Here is a 17,352-nt window from a genome sequence, read left to right as displayed (position 1 = left end):
CCCCTAACCCCAAACCACTACCCCCTAACCTCTACCCCAATCGCCAATAATAACGATTCCATTCATACATTCCTTGAATTTCGTATTCTTCTCCAGTGTTGAAGCGAATAATGCAATTTGTTGACGAACCACTACTATCGTTGGTTTCATTGATGCTCATAATAATACAATTGTACCATTGACGGCTGCAAGGACCATCATCTTGTACCCACTCCCATAAAGCATTACACACTTCAATGCGATCGCCAACTTTTAGCTTTGGTGCATACTCACAAGCATACTTTTGAAAATGACAATCTTCGACGCGATTTAGCCACTGTAAGCCATAGCGATCGCGAATAAACTGTACTGCACCTGAGTCCTTTTCAAGCAGCCAATCGTTGAGTAGCTGTGCTTTCCACGAAAGGTTTTGTGCTTCTTGAGACTTGACAAATTCTAACAGTGCTTGGATTTCCTCTTGTGTCAGTTCATCTAAGGGATTTAAAACGTCTGACACATCGAGTGAAGAGTTTTCCTTAACTTTCTCTACTATTTGTAGGAGTATTTCCTTTTGTGTATCGGTGAGAGGACAGCTAGCTGCATCGCAACGACAAAACGCCACTTGCAAAGCTACTTGAATCTCATCTGGACTCATAAGTGGTACAGCAATTGAGGACTTGATTGAACCCTCAGCAAGTTGCTGAGAGCTTTATTTAATAATTATTACAAAATTAAAAAAGAAGTCTCCCATACCTATGGAGCGAAATTCCTGTAAGCTGAGGTAAGTGTAGCTTATGACTCTATTTATCCACGGCGTGTTTTATGCAGTTGCGATCGCTTACAGTTATTCTTGTTTCCTGTATCATTTGGGTACTGTCATGGACATTTACCCCTTTCGCTGAAGCACTGACACAGGTTAAGCTATACGATCTCGCCTACCAACAGTGTCCGCCAGAACTAGCACAAGGAGCTGTGACAAGTGGCGGAACGACAATGGCAGCTAACTGCTTTATTGTGACAGGCAAAGCTAAAAATGACACCAATAAGACCGTCTACGATGCGGATATTTTTGGTCGTATTTATGATGCTAACAACGATCCAGTGATGCAAAACCGCACGCGTCTTGGGTCTATTGATGAAATTCCGCCCGGTGTGAGTGATTTTGAATTGCGAATTTCCGTAGCGGCGAATCAACCCTTACCTCTGAAGCTTAAACAATTTAAGGCAGCAGGGTTCAGCGCTCAAATTCGGAAGTAGTCAGTGACGGTTTTCTTGTTATCGTCTCTCATTAATGAAAATCTCTATATTGTAGAGACGCGCCATGGCGCGTCTCTACACCGTTCTTTATGGAGATGCTTATTGAAGCAGTTACCAAACTTAGCCAACTATGGGAAGGCGTGCTAGAGACATGAGCAAAGAACTCAAGACGTTTAGCAGTAGAAAAGCCAGTATTGGAGAAAAATCCATCCCACCCAAGGGAGGAATTATAGAACGGAACAGATTGAGGTAAGGGTCTGTGATTTGGCTGAGAGCTGCAAATGGCTGACTCCCCCAACTAATGTTAGGGAACCATGACAAAAGAACTCTGATAATCAGTAAGATACTATAAATCTGTACGAATTGATAGAGGGTGTTGATCAGTAGATTCATGGATGGGTCGGATTCCTATTAAGTGTTAAAAGCAGTCTTATCTTTGATTCTAATTTAGCGCCTGCCACAGCGTGTGCAATTATAATTATCTGCATCTAGTTACCAGCTACCATTTATGAACCAGTCACTGGTCAGGTGGTCAGGTGGTGAGTCCAGCGCTGCTGGAGGGTCTCCCACGCCCTGGCGACTGGCGTATAGCCCTTGAGAGCATAGCCTGCGGCATCGCGTAGCGTGTCTGTAAGGACATAGGAGATACCTAAAGGGTCAGGTGGCCACTGTACTATCGTAACTCCTCAGCACGAGGGGAACGGTCGTTAACGGGTTGATTGGCATTGCCATTCACCTGACCCAATTGCTGCCGCACTTCATCAATTGTGGCATTAAGTTGAGCAATTTTATCTTCTAGAGATCGCCGTGCCATCTCCATCTCCATGCTGTCTTCCTCAGAAGCTCTAATAGGTCGCTTTTTCGCTACTTTTTTAACTTCTGTTGCGCTAGAGGTTAACTGACGCTCTTCTTCTGGTAATTCTTCAGGTTCTCGTTTGTAAGCAACAAGCGCACCCACAAGCCCACCTACTACACTACCAACAATTGCTCCGGTTAGAAAACCACTTGCAAAACCATCTCGCTGACTCATATCCTTACCACCTTACTCTCCTTTACAGTTGTCAGTTATCAGTTAATATTATTTACTGGTCACTGGTCACTGGTCACTGGTCATTGCCCCTACGTGCATACTAGCTTAAGTTCCAAAAATGCGATCGCCTGCATCTCCCAAACCTGGTACAATAAAACCCTGCTCGTTGACTACTCGATCGATACTGGCAGTGTAAACAATTAAGCCGGGATAAGCATCATTTAATTTTTGCAAAGCTGGTGGAGCTGCCACTACGCTAATAATCCGAATCAGAGTTGTATCAACACCCCGTTGTGTTAATTCTGCCATAGCTGCCATGATAGATCCACCAGTTGCAAGCATTGGATCGGTAACCAACACTCGTGTTTGCGGTTGAAATTTTTGTGGCAACTTATTTAAGTAGCAGTGAGGTTGTAAAGTTTCTTCATTTCGTACTAAACCGAAATGATAAATCGATGCCAGAGGCAGAACTGTTTGCGCTCCTTCCAGTAACCCCAGTCCGGCTCGTAGAATTGGTACTACTGCCACAGGTACCGTAGGATCTATCAAAGTTGCCGGACAAGAATCTAAAGGAGATTGCACTGTTGTTTCTTGAGTAGGCAACCATTCTCGAGCTGCTTCATAAGTCAGCCAGCGCCCCAACTCCGTCATCGCACTGCGAAACAGCACCGAGGGGGTTCCAGCATCACGAGCAACTGCCAACCAGTGCTTTATCAGAGGATGAGGGGGAACGTATACGCGCAGTTGTAGCGTCATAGCCGCAAATAGCCGCTTTTTCTAATAAATAACGACTGAAACATCATAATACTTTTTACCGATCGCAGGTTTCCACTATTGAAAACTACTTTAAATTTATTGATAATATCTTGCATTATCAGTTGACATATATTCTCAATCAAGGCTATATTGTTGTTCAGTGTTCTCCTCTCTTTAAGGATCGGCAAACGGGATTGGTCAGCTTTCTTCTGGCTTGTCCCTGTTTTTTTGTTACTAATTAGTGGTTAGTAGTTAGTTGTTAGTTGTTAGTTGTTAGTTGTTTTTGCACTAACCATCAACCACTAACCACTAACCACTAACCACTAACCATCAACCATTAACAATTATATGGATGTCATAGTTATTGGCTCTGGGATAGGCGGTTTAGTCACAGCAACTCAATTAGCAGTAAAAGGGGCTAGAGTGCTGCTACTGGAACAATATTTAATTCCTGGGGGTAGCGCTGGTTATTTTGAGAGGCAGGGCTATCGATTTGATGTTGGAGCATCAATGATATTTGGCTTTGGGCAGAAAGGAACGACTAACTTACTCACTCGTGCTTTACAAGCTGTCAATGTTAACTTAGAAGTGATTCCCGATCCCGTTCAAATTCACTATCATTTACCAGAAGGTTTAGATATTAAAGTCAATCGGGTTTATGAAGAATTTTTACAAAATTTAATTGCATACTTTCCACATGAGGGCAAGGGAATTCGCCAATTTTATGATGAATGTTGGCGAGTCTTTCATTGTCTCAATAGTATGGAGTTGCTGTCATTGGAGGAACCTCGGTATTTACTTCGGAGTTTCTTTCAGAAGCCCTTGGCATGTCTTGGTTTAGCAAAATATCTACCTCAAAACGTTGGGGATGTGGCAAAGCGTTATATCAAAGACCCCCACTTGTTAAAGTTTCTTGACATAGAGTGCTATTGCTGGTCGGTAGTACCTGCGCGGATGACACCCATGATTAATGCTGGAATGGTTTTTTCAGACAGGCACTACGGAGGTGTCAATTATCCTAAAGGAGGGGTAGGACAAATTGCTCAAAAATTAGTAGAAGGGTTGATTAAAGCAGGCGGTCAAATTCAATATCAAGCGAAAGTCTCAAAAATTATCATAGAAAATAAACAAGCTGTGGGTGTGCAACTGACTAATGGTCAGGTGTATCGTGCCAAACGAATTGTTTCAAATACTACACGCTGGGATACCTTTGAGAAATTACTCAATCAACAAGAAATTCCATCTAATGAGAAAAGATGGCAGCTACGATATCAGAAGTCACCGAGTTTTATAAATTTACATATGGGAGTCAAAGCGGAAGTTTTGCCTTCAAGAACAGAGTGCCATCACATTTTGCTAGAAGACTGGGAAAAGATGACAGCGACAGAAGGAACTCTATTTGTGTCAATTCCTACATTGCTTGACTCAGAATTAGCACCTTCTGGGTATCATATCATTCACGCTTTTACACCTTCCTGGATTGATGAGTGGCAGGGTTTATCAGCAAGTGAGTATGAAGCAAAGAAAGAACAGGCGGCTTGGAGAATGATTGACCGTTTGGAAAAGATTTTTCCAGGGTTAAATAATGGTTTGGATTATCTAGAGGTGGGGACACCTAAAACCCATCGTCGCTTTTTAGGTCGTAATGATGGTACATATGGACCAATCCCCCGACATAAATTGCGGGGATTGTTGGGAATGCCGTTTAATAGAACTTCGATTTCAGGGCTTTATTGTGTGGGAGATAGTACGTTTCCCGGTCAGGGTTTAAATGCAGTGGCATTTTCTGGGTTTGCTTGCGCTCATCGTATTGCTGTTGACTTGGGGCTGAATCACTAAATTTCCTTATGCACGTAATAATTCAAAAAATACTGCCGAGCGAACACTCGTACAATTCCCTTAATCTGTTAAAAATGCAGTATTAATGGCAATACTGCTCAGCCTATAAATGTTGGGTTTCGTTCCTCAACCCAACCTACTAATATTCTCAGCCCTTAAAGTATTGGAATTTATAGTAATATTTGATACAGTTAACAATATCATTCTTGGATTGGGTTCAGCTAAAAATCTTGCATAGCGTTTCCCAGTCTACTGAAGTAAAAATTTATCAGCGTCCATCAGCGTCCATCAGCGGTTAATTCTTTCTTACTGTACTTCACAAATGTGGAAATTGTTATAACGTGTCAAACTAAAAGACAAGGATTACACGGAGGTGTTTAAGAATGTATTCTATAGACCAACTAGAGCAAACATGGCAGGATAAAGCACTTGATAGCATTATCAATATAGTCAGAGCACCTGATGGTGACTTTGAGAGTGTTGGTCAACTTGCAAGTGCTGTTAACGATCCGCAAAGCTTACAAAAAGTAATAGAACATCTTTGTAGCACACCGCAAGGAAAACAAGCATTTCAAAATCGCCCCCGATTGGGTGATGTCAATCTACAAAAACTTTATTGTTTACCAAACAATACATTAGGTTATGCATATGCTAATCATATGCTCAAAAACAATTTGGAACCTTTATCTGCAGGACAAGTAGAAAGCGATAACCAATTCTTAGGAGCGCATCTCAAAGAAACTCATGATATTTGGCATATTATTACTGGATGCGATACGAATATTATCGGGGAGATTCAATTAGAAGCTTTTTATGTCGCCCAACTATACTTTACACGTTTCTGGTTGGCTTTATTAGCTAAAAATCTTGTTAAAGCCTCTATTTACGATATAGAGGTTTCAACAAATTATGTGGATGCGATCGCTAAGGGATGGCTCATGGGAAAACAGGCTAAGCCTCTATTTGGTATTGAATGGAATCTGTTGTGGGAAAAACCTCTAGAGGATATTCGGACTTCGTTTAACATAATTTTTTCTGAAATTTAAAAATTTAGGATCGCGACAGTTGTTAAATAAATGAACCAAAAAAGGTTCCTGTGGAACGGGCGGGACGCCCGTTCTAAATTCACAGGGAGAATGCCCGTCCCACAATTACAACAGCTTGTCTGGAGTAATCGGTAGATTGCGGATGCGCTTACCTGTAGCATGGTAAACAGCATTACCTATTGCAGATGAAACACCAGTAATCCCTATTTCACCCACACCCCTGACACCCGCCGGATTAAAGTTGAGGTCAGGTTCCCCAACGAAAGCAACTTCAATGCGGGGAATATCCGCGTGTGCGGGAAAGTGATAGGTAGCAAGATCGTAAACGACTGGATAACCGATATTTGGGTCAAAGTGACACTCTTCCATCAAAGCTTGCCCAATACCCATGATAACGCCGCCTCGCACCTGAGAAGCTGCAGTCTTAGCATTGATAACGCGCCCAATATTCATGACGGATACCCAACGCGTCACCTGCAGGCGTCCAATTTCTTCATCTATACTGACTTCACAAAAATGCGCTCCCCAAGATTGAAACGCCCATTTCTTTCCTTCTTCACCTGGTTTTGAGGATGCTGTTGCCTCAACAGCTGCACGCCCAGACTGGCGCAGGCTGGCAAATACATCATCAGCTGTCTTGGCGTTGGCTGTTTTCAGGACTTGCTGACAGGCAGACATGACTGCAGGAAGGAGGGATGCTGTCATCATAGAACCGCCTGCTAAGCCGCCATCTGGTAGCAATGAGTCACCAATATCTACCCGCACTTTTTCTACAGATAGCCCCAAAACTTCTGCGGCGGTGGAGGCGACAACCGTATAGGCACCAGTACCCATATCATTGGCTGCAGTCAAAATATGTGCTGTACCATCTGGTAGCAACCGTACCTTCGCGGATGCTGCACCCCTCCCACCAGGGAAAGTTGCCCCTGCCATTCCCCAGCCTATTAGCTTACCATTACGTGTCAGCGATCGCACTTGGAGTGGCCGGTCTTTCCAACCAAATTGTTCTGCACCAAAGCGCAAACATTCAGTGAATGCTTTGGCTGAAAATGGCAGCCCTTTACGCTGGTGTTCCTTGGTTTCATTTTTCAACCGCAATTCCACGGGGTCAATCTTGAGCTTCCAAGCCAATTCGTCCATTGCTGACTCCAATGCCCAAAGACCGGGATTTTCTCCTGGTGCTCTCATAAATGTTGGCGTCCCAACGTTTATCACCGCCACTTCTTGCTTCAACCGCATATTAAGTGTAGCATACATGACTGGAGTAATCCCCGTACAAGGTTCTGTAAAAACATCTACTAGCGATGTACAAGATTTGACATCATGCTCAACAGACACGAGACTACCATCCGCAGTGGCTGCCAAACGAATAGTTTGCTCAGTTTCAGAACGGTGTCCTGTATTTGCAGTCATTTGCGCTCGTGTCAGGACAACTTTCACGGGGCGTTGAAGTTGGCGAGCCACCGCAGCACAGAGAATACCGTGTGGCCAGGGGAAGGCTTTAGAACCAAAAGCTCCCCCAATAAAGGGGGTAACAATACGCACCCGCTCTGTAGGAAGTCCAAAAAGTTCTGCATAGGTACGCTGGCTACCCACCACCCACTGAGACGGTTCGTAAATTGTCAGAGAGTTTGAACCTTGCCACTGAGCAATGGTAGCATGAGGTTCCATAGGCGCGTGCAATTCAGTGGAAGTTTTGTAGGTAACTTCCATCTTTGCTGTTGCACTTGCCATTCCTGTGGTAAAGTCTCCCTTCTCAAACTTCATCTCCTCACCAAACTGGGATGGGGGTTCTTTGAAAGTAGCTTTTGTCGGATCTATAAGGGGTTTCTCAGTTGCGTATTCAACCTTCACCAAGTGTGCTGCATGACGTGCTCGTTCAAAGGTATCTGCTACTACCAAGCCAACGATCTGCCCTGCGTAATAAACCCTATCATCAGATAACGGTAAACGAGCCTCGTAAATTTTCGAGGTCATAAAATTATTGGTTGGCTTGAATACCTTTGGCGCATTTTTATGGGTAAAAACAGCGATGACACCTGATGCTTTCTCTGCTGCACTCGTATCAATGCTTTTAATCTGTCCGTTGGCAATGCTAGCGGTGACAAGGTAACCGTGAACAAGATTTGGAATTTGATGTTCGGCTGCGTAAGTCGCCGTACCTGTTACCTTTGCTCGTCCGTCCTTGCGGCTAACTACAGATCCATTGACTTTGTTCATACAACCCCCCCTCCTTTGGCTGAAATTGTCAGTGCGCGGCGAATTGCCCGTTTTGCCATGTCAACTTTGAAACTATTGTGAGTCAGGGGTTTTGCTTCCCGAAGTGCAATTTCTGCTGCTTGTTCAAATGTTGTGGCGTTGGCAGTCTTGCCAATTAAAAATTTTTCGGCTTCAGTTGATCGCCAGGGTATGTGGGCTACACCACCCATTGCTAAGCGAGCATCTTTGATTTTCTCAGCTGAAAGGTCAACAGCTGCTGCTACTGATATTAATGCAAAGGCATAGGAAGTGCGATCGCGTAATTTCAAGTAAACTCCTGACTTAGCAAAGGAGATTGGTGGTAGGATAATAGCGGTAATTAACTCACCTGGTTCCAAATTTGTGTCTCGCTGGGGAGTATTTCCCGGTAATCTGTGAAAATCTACCATCTGTATTTGCCGCTTGCCTTTAGGGCTTTCCACGACAACCACAGCATCTAAAGCAGCGAGAGCAACACACATATCTGAGGGGTGAACTGCCAAGCACTGGTCGCTAGCACCTAAAATAGCATGACCGCGATTAATTCCCGTTGCTGCTGGACAACCAGTTCCCGGCTGGCGCTTGTTACACGGAAAGGCAGTATCATAATAATAGGGACAGCGAGTGCGTTGCAACAGGTTACCGCCTACAGTTGCCATGTTGCGGATTTGCTGAGACGCACCGGAGAGGATTGCGCGGGACAAAATTGGGTAGTCGCGACGAATATCGGGATTGTCTGCAACTGCTGTGTTGCTCGCAAGCGCCCCAATGAGCAAACCTCCATTAGTTGTGCGAGAAATGCGCTTCATGTCCAGTCGGGAAATATCTATGAGTTGGGATGGCTCATCTAGAAAACCCTTGAGGCGATCGACTAGATTTGTCCCACCTGCTATATAAGCTGCATTTTTGTTAGCTGTTGAGCGTTGAATGGCATCTTTTACAGAAGTCGCACGAATGTAGGTAAAATTGTTCATGTGGGCAACTCCTCAGTTTCGCGAACTAGGACAGTTGCCACAGGAGAAGGTGGTTTTTGACCGGCGACTTGTTGTACGGAAGCAACAATACCGTTGTAAGCACTGCACCTACAGAGATTGCCGCTCAATCGCTCTTTGATTTCCACGGACGAGAGTTCGGCTAGTTGTGGGGGACTCGACAAATCTGGAGTGACAACACTGGCACAACCTCGTTTGACTTCATTGACTAGGGCAACAGAAGCACAAATTTGTCCCGGCGTGCAATAGCCGCACTGAAAACCATCGTTGTCAATAAAGGCAGCTTGCATCGGATGGAGGGTATCGCCCTTTGCTAGCCCTTCAATGGTGACAATTTCTTTGCCCTCTTGCATGATTGCTAATGTCAAGCAGGAATAGACTCGTTCGCCTTCAATCAGAACAGTACAAGCTCCACACTGTCCGCGATCGCATCCCTTTTTACTACCCACCAGTCCCAAGCGATCGCGCAGAGCATCCAACAGCGTAACGCGAGGCTCAATAGAAAGGGTTTGGAGTTTGCCATTAACGTTTAGTGAGACAGACATTTCATCTCCGGAACTTTGGGCAGTTGCCTTTGCTGTGTTTGCTTGTTCGAGCAATGAAGGAGCCGCAATAGCTGCTCCCGTTGCGGTGAGTGCTTGTCCTAAAAAACCACGGCGGGACGTTTTTCCCGTCCCCTTTTTATGGTTTTGCATGATTCTCTTCCTCTGGATCGGAAAGTGCAGAAATACACTCTCGCTTACACTATCATTTTCTCCAGATTCAGCTCTTCTTTTCTAACCAACTCGCTGCCCAATCAACAGCACTTTTTATCAAAAAAAGTCTGGTTGGCGCGTTACCGACGTTAGAACTTTTCACATAACCTGCTTCTTCAAAAGCTGTACCCATTTCCTCAAAACATTCCCAGTTAAACTCAACATCTTTATACGTTTTCCAAACCCGTTGTCCTTCTTCAGTAATCGGTGAGCCTTGGGTAATTTGCTTGACCTTGGTAGTTCGATACTCAGCAAGATGAAAGCAAGTGTTGGAATCGTACCCAACCCCTAATAGTACAACCGAAGCATTCAGGTCATACAAGCGAGCCAGTGGCGATTCATTGCCCAAGGAATAATCTAAACTGTGATTGTTGATAATGTCTGGTGCATATTTTCCCCATGCAGCAAATGAAGATGTGGGATGGGAACTCCGCACAACCTCAGGGAAAGTCCGAAAAGCTTCAGCAATTTTACCCATTCCGCGTGTGGGAGTTAACCGCGCATCAAAGGCTGGCATGGTATCTCGAATTATCTGAACCCATTCACTTGGTACGGGTGGATTTTGCCACTCTGCGGGATCGGAGTAATCACCAGAGTGACTGGGCATAACTAGAGTACCTATAGTCGTTAGCACATCCATGAAAGCTTGAATGACCGTAACTGAACCGCCACAAACCCATCCTAACGACTTTAAAGAAGAGTGTACCAGTACGATCGCACCGGGAATTAAACCAAGTTGGCGCAAGTCAGTTGCAAGACTTGCACGAGTGCGGGGTGATGGTGTTTGAAAAATGGCTTCTGCTTCACTCATATCAATAAAAACAAAGCGATTTGTGAAAATACTTTGAGCAAAAGTCAAATATAGTGCATAAATAAAGTCAGATGACACCTATATAAAATAGGCTGCAAGTGCGATCGCTCGACTCATAACTATACTTGTGATGGCAGGTGTGCCGAGAGAAAATATAGTCTTGGGATTTCGGTCTCCTGAATTAAGGAAAGATTCAGAATTTGCTGTTTCGTAAGACTCAAGACACAAATGTTGGAAGTACTTGTGTCGGTATCAATGTCTCGAACACGGTGAATTTGATTTATGCTAATGGTAGCCAAAATCAAGAACCGTACCTACTTTGTCAAAATAATGAACTGGATGCTAACAATCGCTCTGATTTTGAGCACTGTAATTGACTATCCATCAAAGGTAACAGCCCAAACTAAACAACCAGCAACTAGCGAGCAACCTGCACAACCATCCAGAGATCGGACTTCACTTCAACAACGACGTACCTCTCGACCGGTTTTTGTTTGGCCTAAAACACCCAAGCGGTTGAGTCCTGTTTCTGGGCGTAGAGCAGGAATGGGTAGCCGGGATAACTGTCCTACAGTTGCAACTGCACTTACTGCTTTAATACCGTTGCGAGAGGAACAAGGGGATAGCAAACAGACAGATAAATCAAGTGTGGGGATTGTAGAAGGGCTAACTACCTCTGAACGACCAACTTTTTGGTTTTACGTTCCCTACACTAAGGATTTAAAAGCTAGTGCTGAGTTTAGCTTACAGGATAGTACGGGAAATGATATTTATAAAGATGCAATCTCACTACCTACAAATCCCAGTGTCATAGGTGTTTCTTTACCATCCAATGCATCGTTACAAGTAGGTAAAACATATCGCTGGTACTTAAAAGTTCGTTGCGATCGACAACAAATAGCAAGGGTTCCTATCTACGTAGAAGGAGATATTCAGAGAGTGAATTTGGATTCTGGTGTCATGCAGAAGTTGCAAGCAGCAGCCGATCCCCAACAAAAAATTGCGATTTATGCAGAAGAAGGTATTTGGTTTGATTCTCTGACTATGCTGGCACAACTGTACCTTTCTAATCCTAAAGATGCATCTCTTGCTGCTAATTGGCAAAGCTTACTGCGCTCTGTCAATTTGGATAATGTTGCTACGGCTCCTCTGGTGAAATAACATGATTTAGCGATCGCTTAGATAGGGGTTGATATTACGTTAGGACACGATGCGCGAGTCAATCATTATACCAGAGTGAACTAGGCACGCCCCCTATTCATCCCTATAAACTTCTTTACGATGTCCAACTTTAACAACGGTTATTACTAAAACACCATCGTAAATATCATATAAAATTCGATAGTCGCCTACTCTAAGTCGATAACCGTTTTCTCGATTTTTTAGTTTTATAACACCATTAGGACGTGGGTTATCGGCTAATTCTAAGATTTTCGCTTCAATTCGTTCTTTAATATCAGAAGGCAATTTGTTTAATTGTTTAGTTGCTTTTCTTGAAAAATCAATTTGATAGGTCACTCAATTCCTCTCTTATAATCTTCCCAAGATACCGTCCCATGCTTTTTAATATCTTCTAATGCAGCATCATAGTCTTGAATGTCCTCTTCATCCTCAGATGACCGAATATGTAACAGTTCTAAAACATCCTCCAAAGTATCTTCATAAGCTTGTTCTAGTTGTTCGTAAATAGCTTTTAACAACGCTTGTCTTTTGGTTGTAGTTTCCATTTTTACACCTATAATTAATGACTTCTTATGCTAGTAGGTATTTTGAATTGTCATGTTATTGTCTATTCTATTAAACGTACTTTACTTCTTATCTTACCACAGGTAAAAAGTTCATCTGCATCTGTCAAACCAATGTCAGCGAATACTGTTAGGGCGATGCTTGGCTCTGTCTCTTCTTGTATCTGGGCAATTTTTTTTATCGTAGCCAGATCGTTCCAAGCAAAGTGATATCACGATTGTCCTTAAAATTTCTACAACCAGTTACCCACTAGTACGTAAGGTGCCCAGTAAAGAGGACGGCTGTATTCAGAACCAGACAGCAGCTTTAATTGAGCAAGGCGTAGGGATTCTGCCGTGGTTTTGCCAGTTATTAACTGTCGGTAGAATTCATCAATAAACAAAGCCGTGGAATTATCACCAATCTGCCATAAGGAAGCTAAAGTACTACGCGCTCCAGCACGTAGAGCAACTCCCGCTAATCCCAATGCAGCGCGGTTATCTCCTGCTGCTGTTTCGCAAGCACTCAAAACAAGTAATTCTACTGGCTCTGTTCGTTTTTGCTCTCTACTTTTGAGCAAGCGATCTAATTCCCCTACGTAGATACGTTTATCAGCTGCTAGGATAAAAGTGTCTTTTGCTTTGGAGCTAAATTGCCCGTGAGTTGCTAGGTGAATGACTCTGAAAGGTTGGGTATTGATAGTTTTTCCTAATATTGTACTTTTGAATGTTTCATCTAATAATGTTGTTTTCGATACACCCAATTGCTGAATTAATTTCAGTTCGACTTTAACGTTGGGAAGCGGTGCAAACTTTTCGTGTTCGGGTGGTTGAGATAGTCCTCCAGCAAGGGCGTTTAATTTTTCTTCCGCTAAAGGTTTTGGGCTAAAGAGTTGCAGTCCTGGGCTAATAGCAACAGCGTACTTTTGGACTAAATACAATGCGCCATCATATAATGCAGACATGGGAAGATTTCTTAATAACCCGTCTGGGATAAAGACTAAAGTATTGACTTTACTATTTTTCAGCTCACTTTCAACTGGTTTAATTAACCAGTCATATAACTGCTGCGAAACTGCTTGAAATTTCTTCAATGCATCGGGTTCGACTATCGTCTGTCGCATTTTTGTAACGGCTTGCTCTACTTCCTGAAGATTAACGACAGAAGTTCTACGCATTAACGGTTGGTTGGGGAGCTTGAGGATAACTTCTAAGTGGTTATCTAGGAGAATGGGGTAGAAAATAGCAGTGTTGGGGTTATCGCGATCTACCACTTTGTCAAGCACTACAAATTGGTTACTCAAGCAAGCTTCTCGGAAAAAATTGTCCAGTTCTGCTAGTTGCAAGGCTTCTATTCGCTTGCGGGCTTTATCTAGATCGGGTTTTCCCTCTTGTAAAAGCAGCTCTACTGACTGACGGTAAATGGGTTCTACGCTATCGCGGAAATTAAATTGCACCTCCCGATTGACTGCTACTAAATCGCTGCGGAGAGACTCAAGTGTGGCAACTGCGGTATCATAAGCAGCTATGGCTCCCTGTATATTTTCTTGTGCTTTTAGCAAGCGTCCCAACTGCCACTCCCAACGATAAGCTATATCTGAAGCATTGATTTTTTGAGCAACAAACAATGCTTGTTGCGTTAAATCTTGTGCTTCTTGCCATTGACGGTTCTGCTCGTAGACTTCTCCCAAACTCCCTAATGCATAGGATTGTGCGCGTTCGTCTCCAATGGTTTTGGCTTGTTGAACGCTGCTTGCTAAAATCTCAGCAATGTCTTTTTTATTGCCTATTTTAAGTAAATTACGAGCAAAGTTTATCCGTGCATAAATACCTGCTTGATTTGTTGGTAAACTTGGTAATTGGGATTGAATTGTAGGCTCTAATGTTTTTGCTTCTGCTATTTGTTGATTCTCAACAAGCAAGCTCAGTTGATTGATTTGAGCTTGAACTTTTGTAAGTGGGGTAGGTGCAACTTTAGCCGCATTTTCATAATGAATTATAGAAGATTTTGTATCGTTTAATCCTCTTGCAGTATTACCAAGAGAAAATTCTGCCAGACTAATTTCTAAAGGCAGTTTCAGTCGTTGGGCAATTTCTAAACTAAGTTTTAAATTTTTTGAGGATTGTTCTAAGTCACCGAATTGTTGTTGTGCATTCCCAAGAGAGCGTAAAGCTGTTACTTTTTCAAGTGAATCAGGTTGGGTTTTCAACTGTTGGGAAACTTCATTCAATACGTCTAAGCTACGGCTGTAAAAACCAGAAACTCGCAGAGCTTGTGCTTGGTTGATACGATCGCGTGTCACTCCAGTATTGTTGCCTATTCGCTTCCAGATTTGTTCTGCTTGTTGCCATGTTTTCAATGATACATCCGCCTGTCCCCGTGAAAGTTGCAATTCACCCTGAATATCGAGAGTTTGGGCAAGTATTTCTAGTAAATCTGTCTTGCGATTGTTGACAGTCAACTTTTGGTTGTCTTTCCAGCCAAGTAGACTTAAACTAGTGTCGATCGCTTGGGAAGCTTCTTGCCACGAACCAAGTTGTTTGAAGACTAGAGAGAGGTTTGTGAGTGCGGTGGCTTGTGTGATGCGATCGCCTGATTTTTGAGAAATGCGAACAGCTTGTTGTAGAACAGTTACTGCTTCGGTAAAGCGCCCTGCTTGATACAGTACTTCACCTTGTTCGAGAAGTTGTTGCGGTGTCAGGGATTGGATGGTTTGGATGCGATCGTCTGCTGATTCTGATTGTTTAGCGATCGTGCTAGGGATAAGAGTTAGGAAAAAAGCAAGAGTGAATAGTACTATATGAATCGCCGCAAGTCTGACGACTCGCTTTAACAGATAGAGCTTTTGCATATCTCACACCTTACCAAGATACAGGACAAGAAGCAGTTTGTTCTAGATCTTCTAGATCCCCGACTTCTTAAAGAAGTCGGGGATCTAGCCGCCTATCAGAATTAATAGTGACGTGCAAAGAAGGTGAATAAACTCAGAGCACCGCTACCAATTAAGAGTTAGCAGGGTTAACAAACAGGCTTAACCTTTAGATCGAATACCATCTGAAATTCCAAAAAAAACAATTTGTGAATGGGTTGTTTCTAGTTAATCAAACTGCTACAGCCAAAATTTTACAACGCAAACAACTTCTTTTACTGACTTAAGGAGAACAAAAATGATGAAAAGTTGTAATAAACCGATGGTTAGATTTTTCAAAAAAGCTCGCAATTTGCTAGCATTGCCTCTTGCTGTAAGCACTTGGCAAGCTTCAATTCCTGTTGTACTATTGCTTGTATCTTCTGCCTTTGTGACTGCCGAGATTGCACGTGCTGTAGAATCAATGCCCGTTACCCTCGTTCAAGGATTTGGTTACGACCCCACATATGCTGCATACAAGGTATTGATTCAATCTAGAAGCGGCAATCAATACTTCGTATGGTACGACAGCTTAATTCAAGCCAAGATTGGTTCAGTTATTGTTCTCACATATGAAGGTTCTGGCCCTTCGCTCTATTTCTACAAGTTAATCAACACTGGTAATGGAAAAGAAGCACGGATCAGTCGATATCAAAAAGTCAATTGATCTGTCACATCCACAGCCAGTTTCCAAAGTCCGCGTCGGTGAACTTTGTTTGTATACTGTAAACGGCTAACAACTGTTCTTTTTCAGAATGGTTTAGCATCTGTAGGGGCGCGGCGGCCTTGCGCCCCTACGAGTTTTTGACAACTTTTGGAAAATTAGATTCTGAATTTTATACAATTAAACAATGTGCTGGTTACTGGCAATCCCAACTATTGACAAGAAGCTCTTGGAAACCAAGGGCTGCGAGAGGTAATATCAGGAACTTGTGCCACTAATTCTACGTTTCCATTACCATCAACTACCCAACTTGAGGCTTTCACAATTTGACGAACCTACATTCTGCCCCCCAAGGTTACCCCTGTTAACTCACCATTTGCTTGTAAGCTTAATGTGCTATCTAAATTGCATTGAGTGTTATAATAAGCCAAAACTCTGCCGGAGTGGCTGCCGTCATCGTGTAGCGTTTTGTGGGTATACATAACCATGAATGTACAACTTGTTAATTCTCTCGTAGAAGTGGTACTAAACCTCTCTCTCGAAGAGCAAAAACTATTTCAAGAAAAGCTTAGTAACAAGAATTTAATGTTACAAACTAATAAACCTCAAACATCAGAAGAGAGATTATTACTTTGGCAGAAGTGGATGGATATAGCACCAAAAAGCTATGCCAACCTTTCTGATGAAGCTCTGCGTCGAGAAAATATCTACGATGATTAAGTATGACCCATTATCTATTAGATACCAATATCCTGTTGCGTTCCAGGGATATAGCTGCTCCCGATTACAATCTTGTTGATCGTACAATCAGGTATCTAATATCTAACAATCATCAATGTTTTATTACATCTCAAGTTTTAATTGAATTTTGGGTTGTAGCCACTCGTCCTACTGATGTAAATGGATTGGGATGGACACCAGAAGAAACCGAACGAGCAGTGCAAATGCTCATAAAACAGTTTGAGTGGCTAGAAGAAACACCGAGTATATTTCGCATTTGGTTGAGCCTCGCTACAACTCATAGGATTTCAGGGAAACGCATCCATGATTTACGCCTACAAGCAGTAGTGCTTGCCCATAATATCAGTCATATTCTGACTTTAAACCCAAAAGACTTTGTTCCAGTTGAGGGAATTACTATTATTCACCCCAACAGTATAAACAGCTAAAAACCTGGGAAATACTAGAGTTTTGTTTGTAAATTGTACCCAATTTATTACGAACGAGCGAGGTTTTCATTGTGTTATTAGTTTACCGTTGTTTGTTGTGTTCAGCAAAGTCATTTGAGCAACTGAGCTATTTATATGCAAGACTATTGTGCTTGCGATCGCTATTCCTAAACCTTGCCATTT

Annotated in this window: 19 protein-coding genes; 8 read left to right on the top strand and 11 right to left on the bottom strand. The window is 42.9% G+C overall.

The annotated features are described in order from the left end of the window. Window positions 1-31: 31 nt before the first annotated feature. Window positions 32-634: a hypothetical protein gene (locus F7734_RS01365; protein ID WP_155743025.1), complete on the bottom strand. Its 603-nt coding sequence runs from the start codon at window positions 632-634 to the stop codon at window positions 32-34. Window positions 635-801: 167 nt separating this feature from the next. Here F7734_RS01365 and F7734_RS01360 point away from each other — a divergent pair, with 167 nt between their 5' ends. After that, on the top strand, window positions 802-1,236 hold the full coding sequence (locus F7734_RS01360) for a hypothetical protein (protein WP_155743024.1): 435 nt from the start codon (window positions 802-804) through the stop codon (window positions 1,234-1,236). 120 nt (window positions 1,237-1,356) lie between these two features. On the opposite strand, the gene F7734_RS01355 is transcribed toward F7734_RS01360, so the two are convergent. The 3 genes from F7734_RS01355 to upp form a co-directional block, all read right to left on the bottom strand. Continuing rightward, a complete protein-coding gene (locus F7734_RS01355; RefSeq protein WP_155743023.1) occupies window positions 1,357-1,629 on the bottom strand; it encodes a YggT family protein in 273 nt (90 codons plus the stop codon). 280 nt (window positions 1,630-1,909) lie between these two features. After that, window positions 1,910-2,266: a hypothetical protein gene (locus tag F7734_RS01350; protein WP_155743022.1), complete on the bottom strand. Its 357-nt coding sequence runs from the start codon at window positions 2,264-2,266 to the stop codon at window positions 1,910-1,912. Window positions 2,267-2,371: 105 nt separating this feature from the next. Then, complete coding sequence (upp, locus tag F7734_RS01345; protein WP_155743021.1) at window positions 2,372-3,022, bottom strand: uracil phosphoribosyltransferase; 651 nt, start codon at window positions 3,020-3,022, stop codon at window positions 2,372-2,374. A 348-nt stretch (window positions 3,023-3,370) separates the two neighbouring features. Here upp and crtH point away from each other — a divergent pair, with 348 nt between their 5' ends. Then, a complete protein-coding gene (gene crtH / locus F7734_RS01340; RefSeq protein ID WP_155743020.1) occupies window positions 3,371-4,861 on the top strand; it encodes a carotenoid isomerase in 1,491 nt (496 codons plus the stop codon). Between the two features lie 383 nt (window positions 4,862-5,244). Then, window positions 5,245-5,907, top strand: a complete 663-nt coding sequence (locus F7734_RS01335; RefSeq protein WP_155743019.1) for a Coq4 family protein — start codon at window positions 5,245-5,247, stop codon at window positions 5,905-5,907. Window positions 5,908-6,012: 105 nt separating this feature from the next. Here the strand turns inward: F7734_RS01335 and F7734_RS01330 are convergent, their stop codons facing one another. From F7734_RS01330 to F7734_RS01315, 4 genes are all read right to left on the bottom strand, one after another. Next, window positions 6,013-8,127 carry a xanthine dehydrogenase family protein molybdopterin-binding subunit gene (locus tag F7734_RS01330; RefSeq protein WP_155743018.1) on the bottom strand — a complete coding sequence of 705 codons (2,115 nt, stop codon included), beginning with the start codon at window positions 8,125-8,127 and terminating at the stop codon, window positions 6,013-6,015. Then, the gene (locus F7734_RS01325) at window positions 8,124-9,119 is read right to left on the bottom strand and encodes a xanthine dehydrogenase family protein subunit M (protein ID WP_155743017.1); all 996 of its coding nucleotides are present in this window, start codon (window positions 9,117-9,119) and stop codon (window positions 8,124-8,126) included. The genes F7734_RS01330 and F7734_RS01325 overlap by 4 nt, the downstream gene beginning before the upstream one ends. Further along, on the bottom strand, window positions 9,116-9,832 hold the full coding sequence (locus F7734_RS01320; RefSeq protein ID WP_155743016.1) for a 2Fe-2S iron-sulfur cluster-binding protein: 717 nt from the start codon (window positions 9,830-9,832) through the stop codon (window positions 9,116-9,118). Before F7734_RS01320 ends, F7734_RS01325 begins: the two co-directional genes overlap by 4 nt. Window positions 9,833-9,899: 67 nt before the next feature. Beyond that, window positions 9,900-10,781: an AAC(3) family N-acetyltransferase gene (locus tag F7734_RS01315; protein ID WP_347566107.1), complete on the bottom strand. Its 882-nt coding sequence runs from the start codon at window positions 10,779-10,781 to the stop codon at window positions 9,900-9,902. A 52-nt stretch (window positions 10,782-10,833) separates the two neighbouring features. On the opposite strand from F7734_RS01315, the gene F7734_RS01310 reads away from it, so the two are divergent. Both F7734_RS01310 and F7734_RS01305 read left to right on the top strand, forming a co-directional pair. Beyond that, the gene (locus tag F7734_RS01310) at window positions 10,834-10,917 is read left to right on the top strand and encodes an element excision factor XisI family protein (RefSeq protein WP_155743045.1); all 84 of its coding nucleotides are present in this window, start codon (window positions 10,834-10,836) and stop codon (window positions 10,915-10,917) included. 68 nt (window positions 10,918-10,985) lie between these two features. Then, complete coding sequence (locus F7734_RS01305; RefSeq protein WP_155743015.1) at window positions 10,986-11,864, top strand: DUF928 domain-containing protein; 879 nt, start codon at window positions 10,986-10,988, stop codon at window positions 11,862-11,864. 93 nt (window positions 11,865-11,957) lie between these two features. Here F7734_RS01305 and F7734_RS01300 read toward each other — a convergent pair whose 3' ends face one another. The 3 genes from F7734_RS01300 to F7734_RS01290 all read right to left on the bottom strand — a co-directional run bounded on the left by F7734_RS01300 (window position 11,958) and on the right by F7734_RS01290 (window position 15,279). Next, window positions 11,958-12,221 (bottom strand): type II toxin-antitoxin system RelE/ParE family toxin, encoded by a 264-nt coding sequence (locus tag F7734_RS01300; protein ID WP_166481661.1) that lies wholly within the window; start codon window positions 12,219-12,221, stop codon window positions 11,958-11,960. After that, entirely contained in the window at window positions 12,218-12,430 is a 213-nt protein-coding gene (locus F7734_RS01295) for a hypothetical protein (protein WP_155743014.1), read from the bottom strand. The genes F7734_RS01300 and F7734_RS01295 overlap by 4 nt, the downstream gene beginning before the upstream one ends. A gap of 251 nt (window positions 12,431-12,681) precedes the next feature. Further along, window positions 12,682-15,279, bottom strand: coding sequence for a CHAT domain-containing protein (locus tag F7734_RS01290; RefSeq protein ID WP_155743013.1), 2,598 nt, complete (start codon window positions 15,277-15,279; stop codon window positions 12,682-12,684). Window positions 15,280-15,595: 316 nt separating this feature from the next. Here F7734_RS01290 and F7734_RS61640 point away from each other — a divergent pair, with 316 nt between their 5' ends. From F7734_RS61640 to F7734_RS01275, 3 genes are all read left to right on the top strand, one after another. After that, a complete protein-coding gene (locus F7734_RS61640; protein ID WP_207713969.1) occupies window positions 15,596-16,003 on the top strand; it encodes a hypothetical protein in 408 nt (135 codons plus the stop codon). Between the two features lie 483 nt (window positions 16,004-16,486). Next, window positions 16,487-16,720, top strand: coding sequence for a hypothetical protein (locus tag F7734_RS01280; RefSeq protein WP_155743012.1), 234 nt, complete (start codon window positions 16,487-16,489; stop codon window positions 16,718-16,720). A 2-nt stretch (window positions 16,721-16,722) separates the two neighbouring features. Further along, window positions 16,723-17,169 carry a PIN domain-containing protein gene (locus F7734_RS01275; protein ID WP_155743011.1) on the top strand — a complete coding sequence of 149 codons (447 nt, stop codon included), beginning with the start codon at window positions 16,723-16,725 and terminating at the stop codon, window positions 17,167-17,169. The last annotated feature ends 183 nt before the right edge of the window (window positions 17,170-17,352 follow it).

The organism is Scytonema sp. UIC 10036 (assembly GCF_009725235.1).
The sequence above is the reverse complement of the archived record's forward strand: the minus strand, read 5'-3'. Positions and strand labels throughout refer to the sequence as shown.

Bases quoted from the DNA above. Each gene is read 5' to 3' on its own strand.
- F7734_RS61640 (WP_207713969.1), top strand. From the start codon at position 15,596: ATGATGAAAAGTTGTAATAAACCGATGGTTAGATTTTTCAAAAAAGCT.
- F7734_RS01320 (WP_155743016.1), bottom strand. From the start codon at position 9,832: ATGCAAAACCATAAAAAGGGGACGGGAAAAACGTCCCGCCGTGGTTTT.
- F7734_RS01350 (WP_155743022.1), bottom strand. From the start codon at position 2,266: ATGAGTCAGCGAGATGGTTTTGCAAGTGGTTTTCTAACCGGAGCAATT.
- F7734_RS01365 (WP_155743025.1), bottom strand. From the start codon at position 634: ATGAGTCCAGATGAGATTCAAGTAGCTTTGCAAGTGGCGTTTTGTCGT.
- F7734_RS01280 (WP_155743012.1), top strand. From the start codon at position 16,487: ATGAATGTACAACTTGTTAATTCTCTCGTAGAAGTGGTACTAAACCTC.
- F7734_RS01360 (WP_155743024.1), top strand. From the start codon at position 802: ATGCAGTTGCGATCGCTTACAGTTATTCTTGTTTCCTGTATCATTTGG.
- F7734_RS01355 (WP_155743023.1), bottom strand. From the start codon at position 1,629: ATGAATCTACTGATCAACACCCTCTATCAATTCGTACAGATTTATAGT.
- F7734_RS01305 (WP_155743015.1), top strand. From the start codon at position 10,986: ATGCTAATGGTAGCCAAAATCAAGAACCGTACCTACTTTGTCAAAATA.
- F7734_RS01275 (WP_155743011.1), top strand. From the start codon at position 16,723: ATGACCCATTATCTATTAGATACCAATATCCTGTTGCGTTCCAGGGAT.
- F7734_RS01295 (WP_155743014.1), bottom strand. From the start codon at position 12,430: ATGGAAACTACAACCAAAAGACAAGCGTTGTTAAAAGCTATTTACGAA.
- upp (WP_155743021.1), bottom strand. From the start codon at position 3,022: ATGACGCTACAACTGCGCGTATACGTTCCCCCTCATCCTCTGATAAAG.
- F7734_RS01310 (WP_155743045.1), top strand. From the start codon at position 10,834: ATGGCAGGTGTGCCGAGAGAAAATATAGTCTTGGGATTTCGGTCTCCT.
- F7734_RS01335 (WP_155743019.1), top strand. From the start codon at position 5,245: ATGTATTCTATAGACCAACTAGAGCAAACATGGCAGGATAAAGCACTT.
- F7734_RS01330 (WP_155743018.1), bottom strand. From the start codon at position 8,127: ATGAACAAAGTCAATGGATCTGTAGTTAGCCGCAAGGACGGACGAGCA.
- F7734_RS01290 (WP_155743013.1), bottom strand. From the start codon at position 15,279: ATGCAAAAGCTCTATCTGTTAAAGCGAGTCGTCAGACTTGCGGCGATT.
- F7734_RS01325 (WP_155743017.1), bottom strand. From the start codon at position 9,119: ATGAACAATTTTACCTACATTCGTGCGACTTCTGTAAAAGATGCCATT.
- crtH (WP_155743020.1), top strand. From the start codon at position 3,371: ATGGATGTCATAGTTATTGGCTCTGGGATAGGCGGTTTAGTCACAGCA.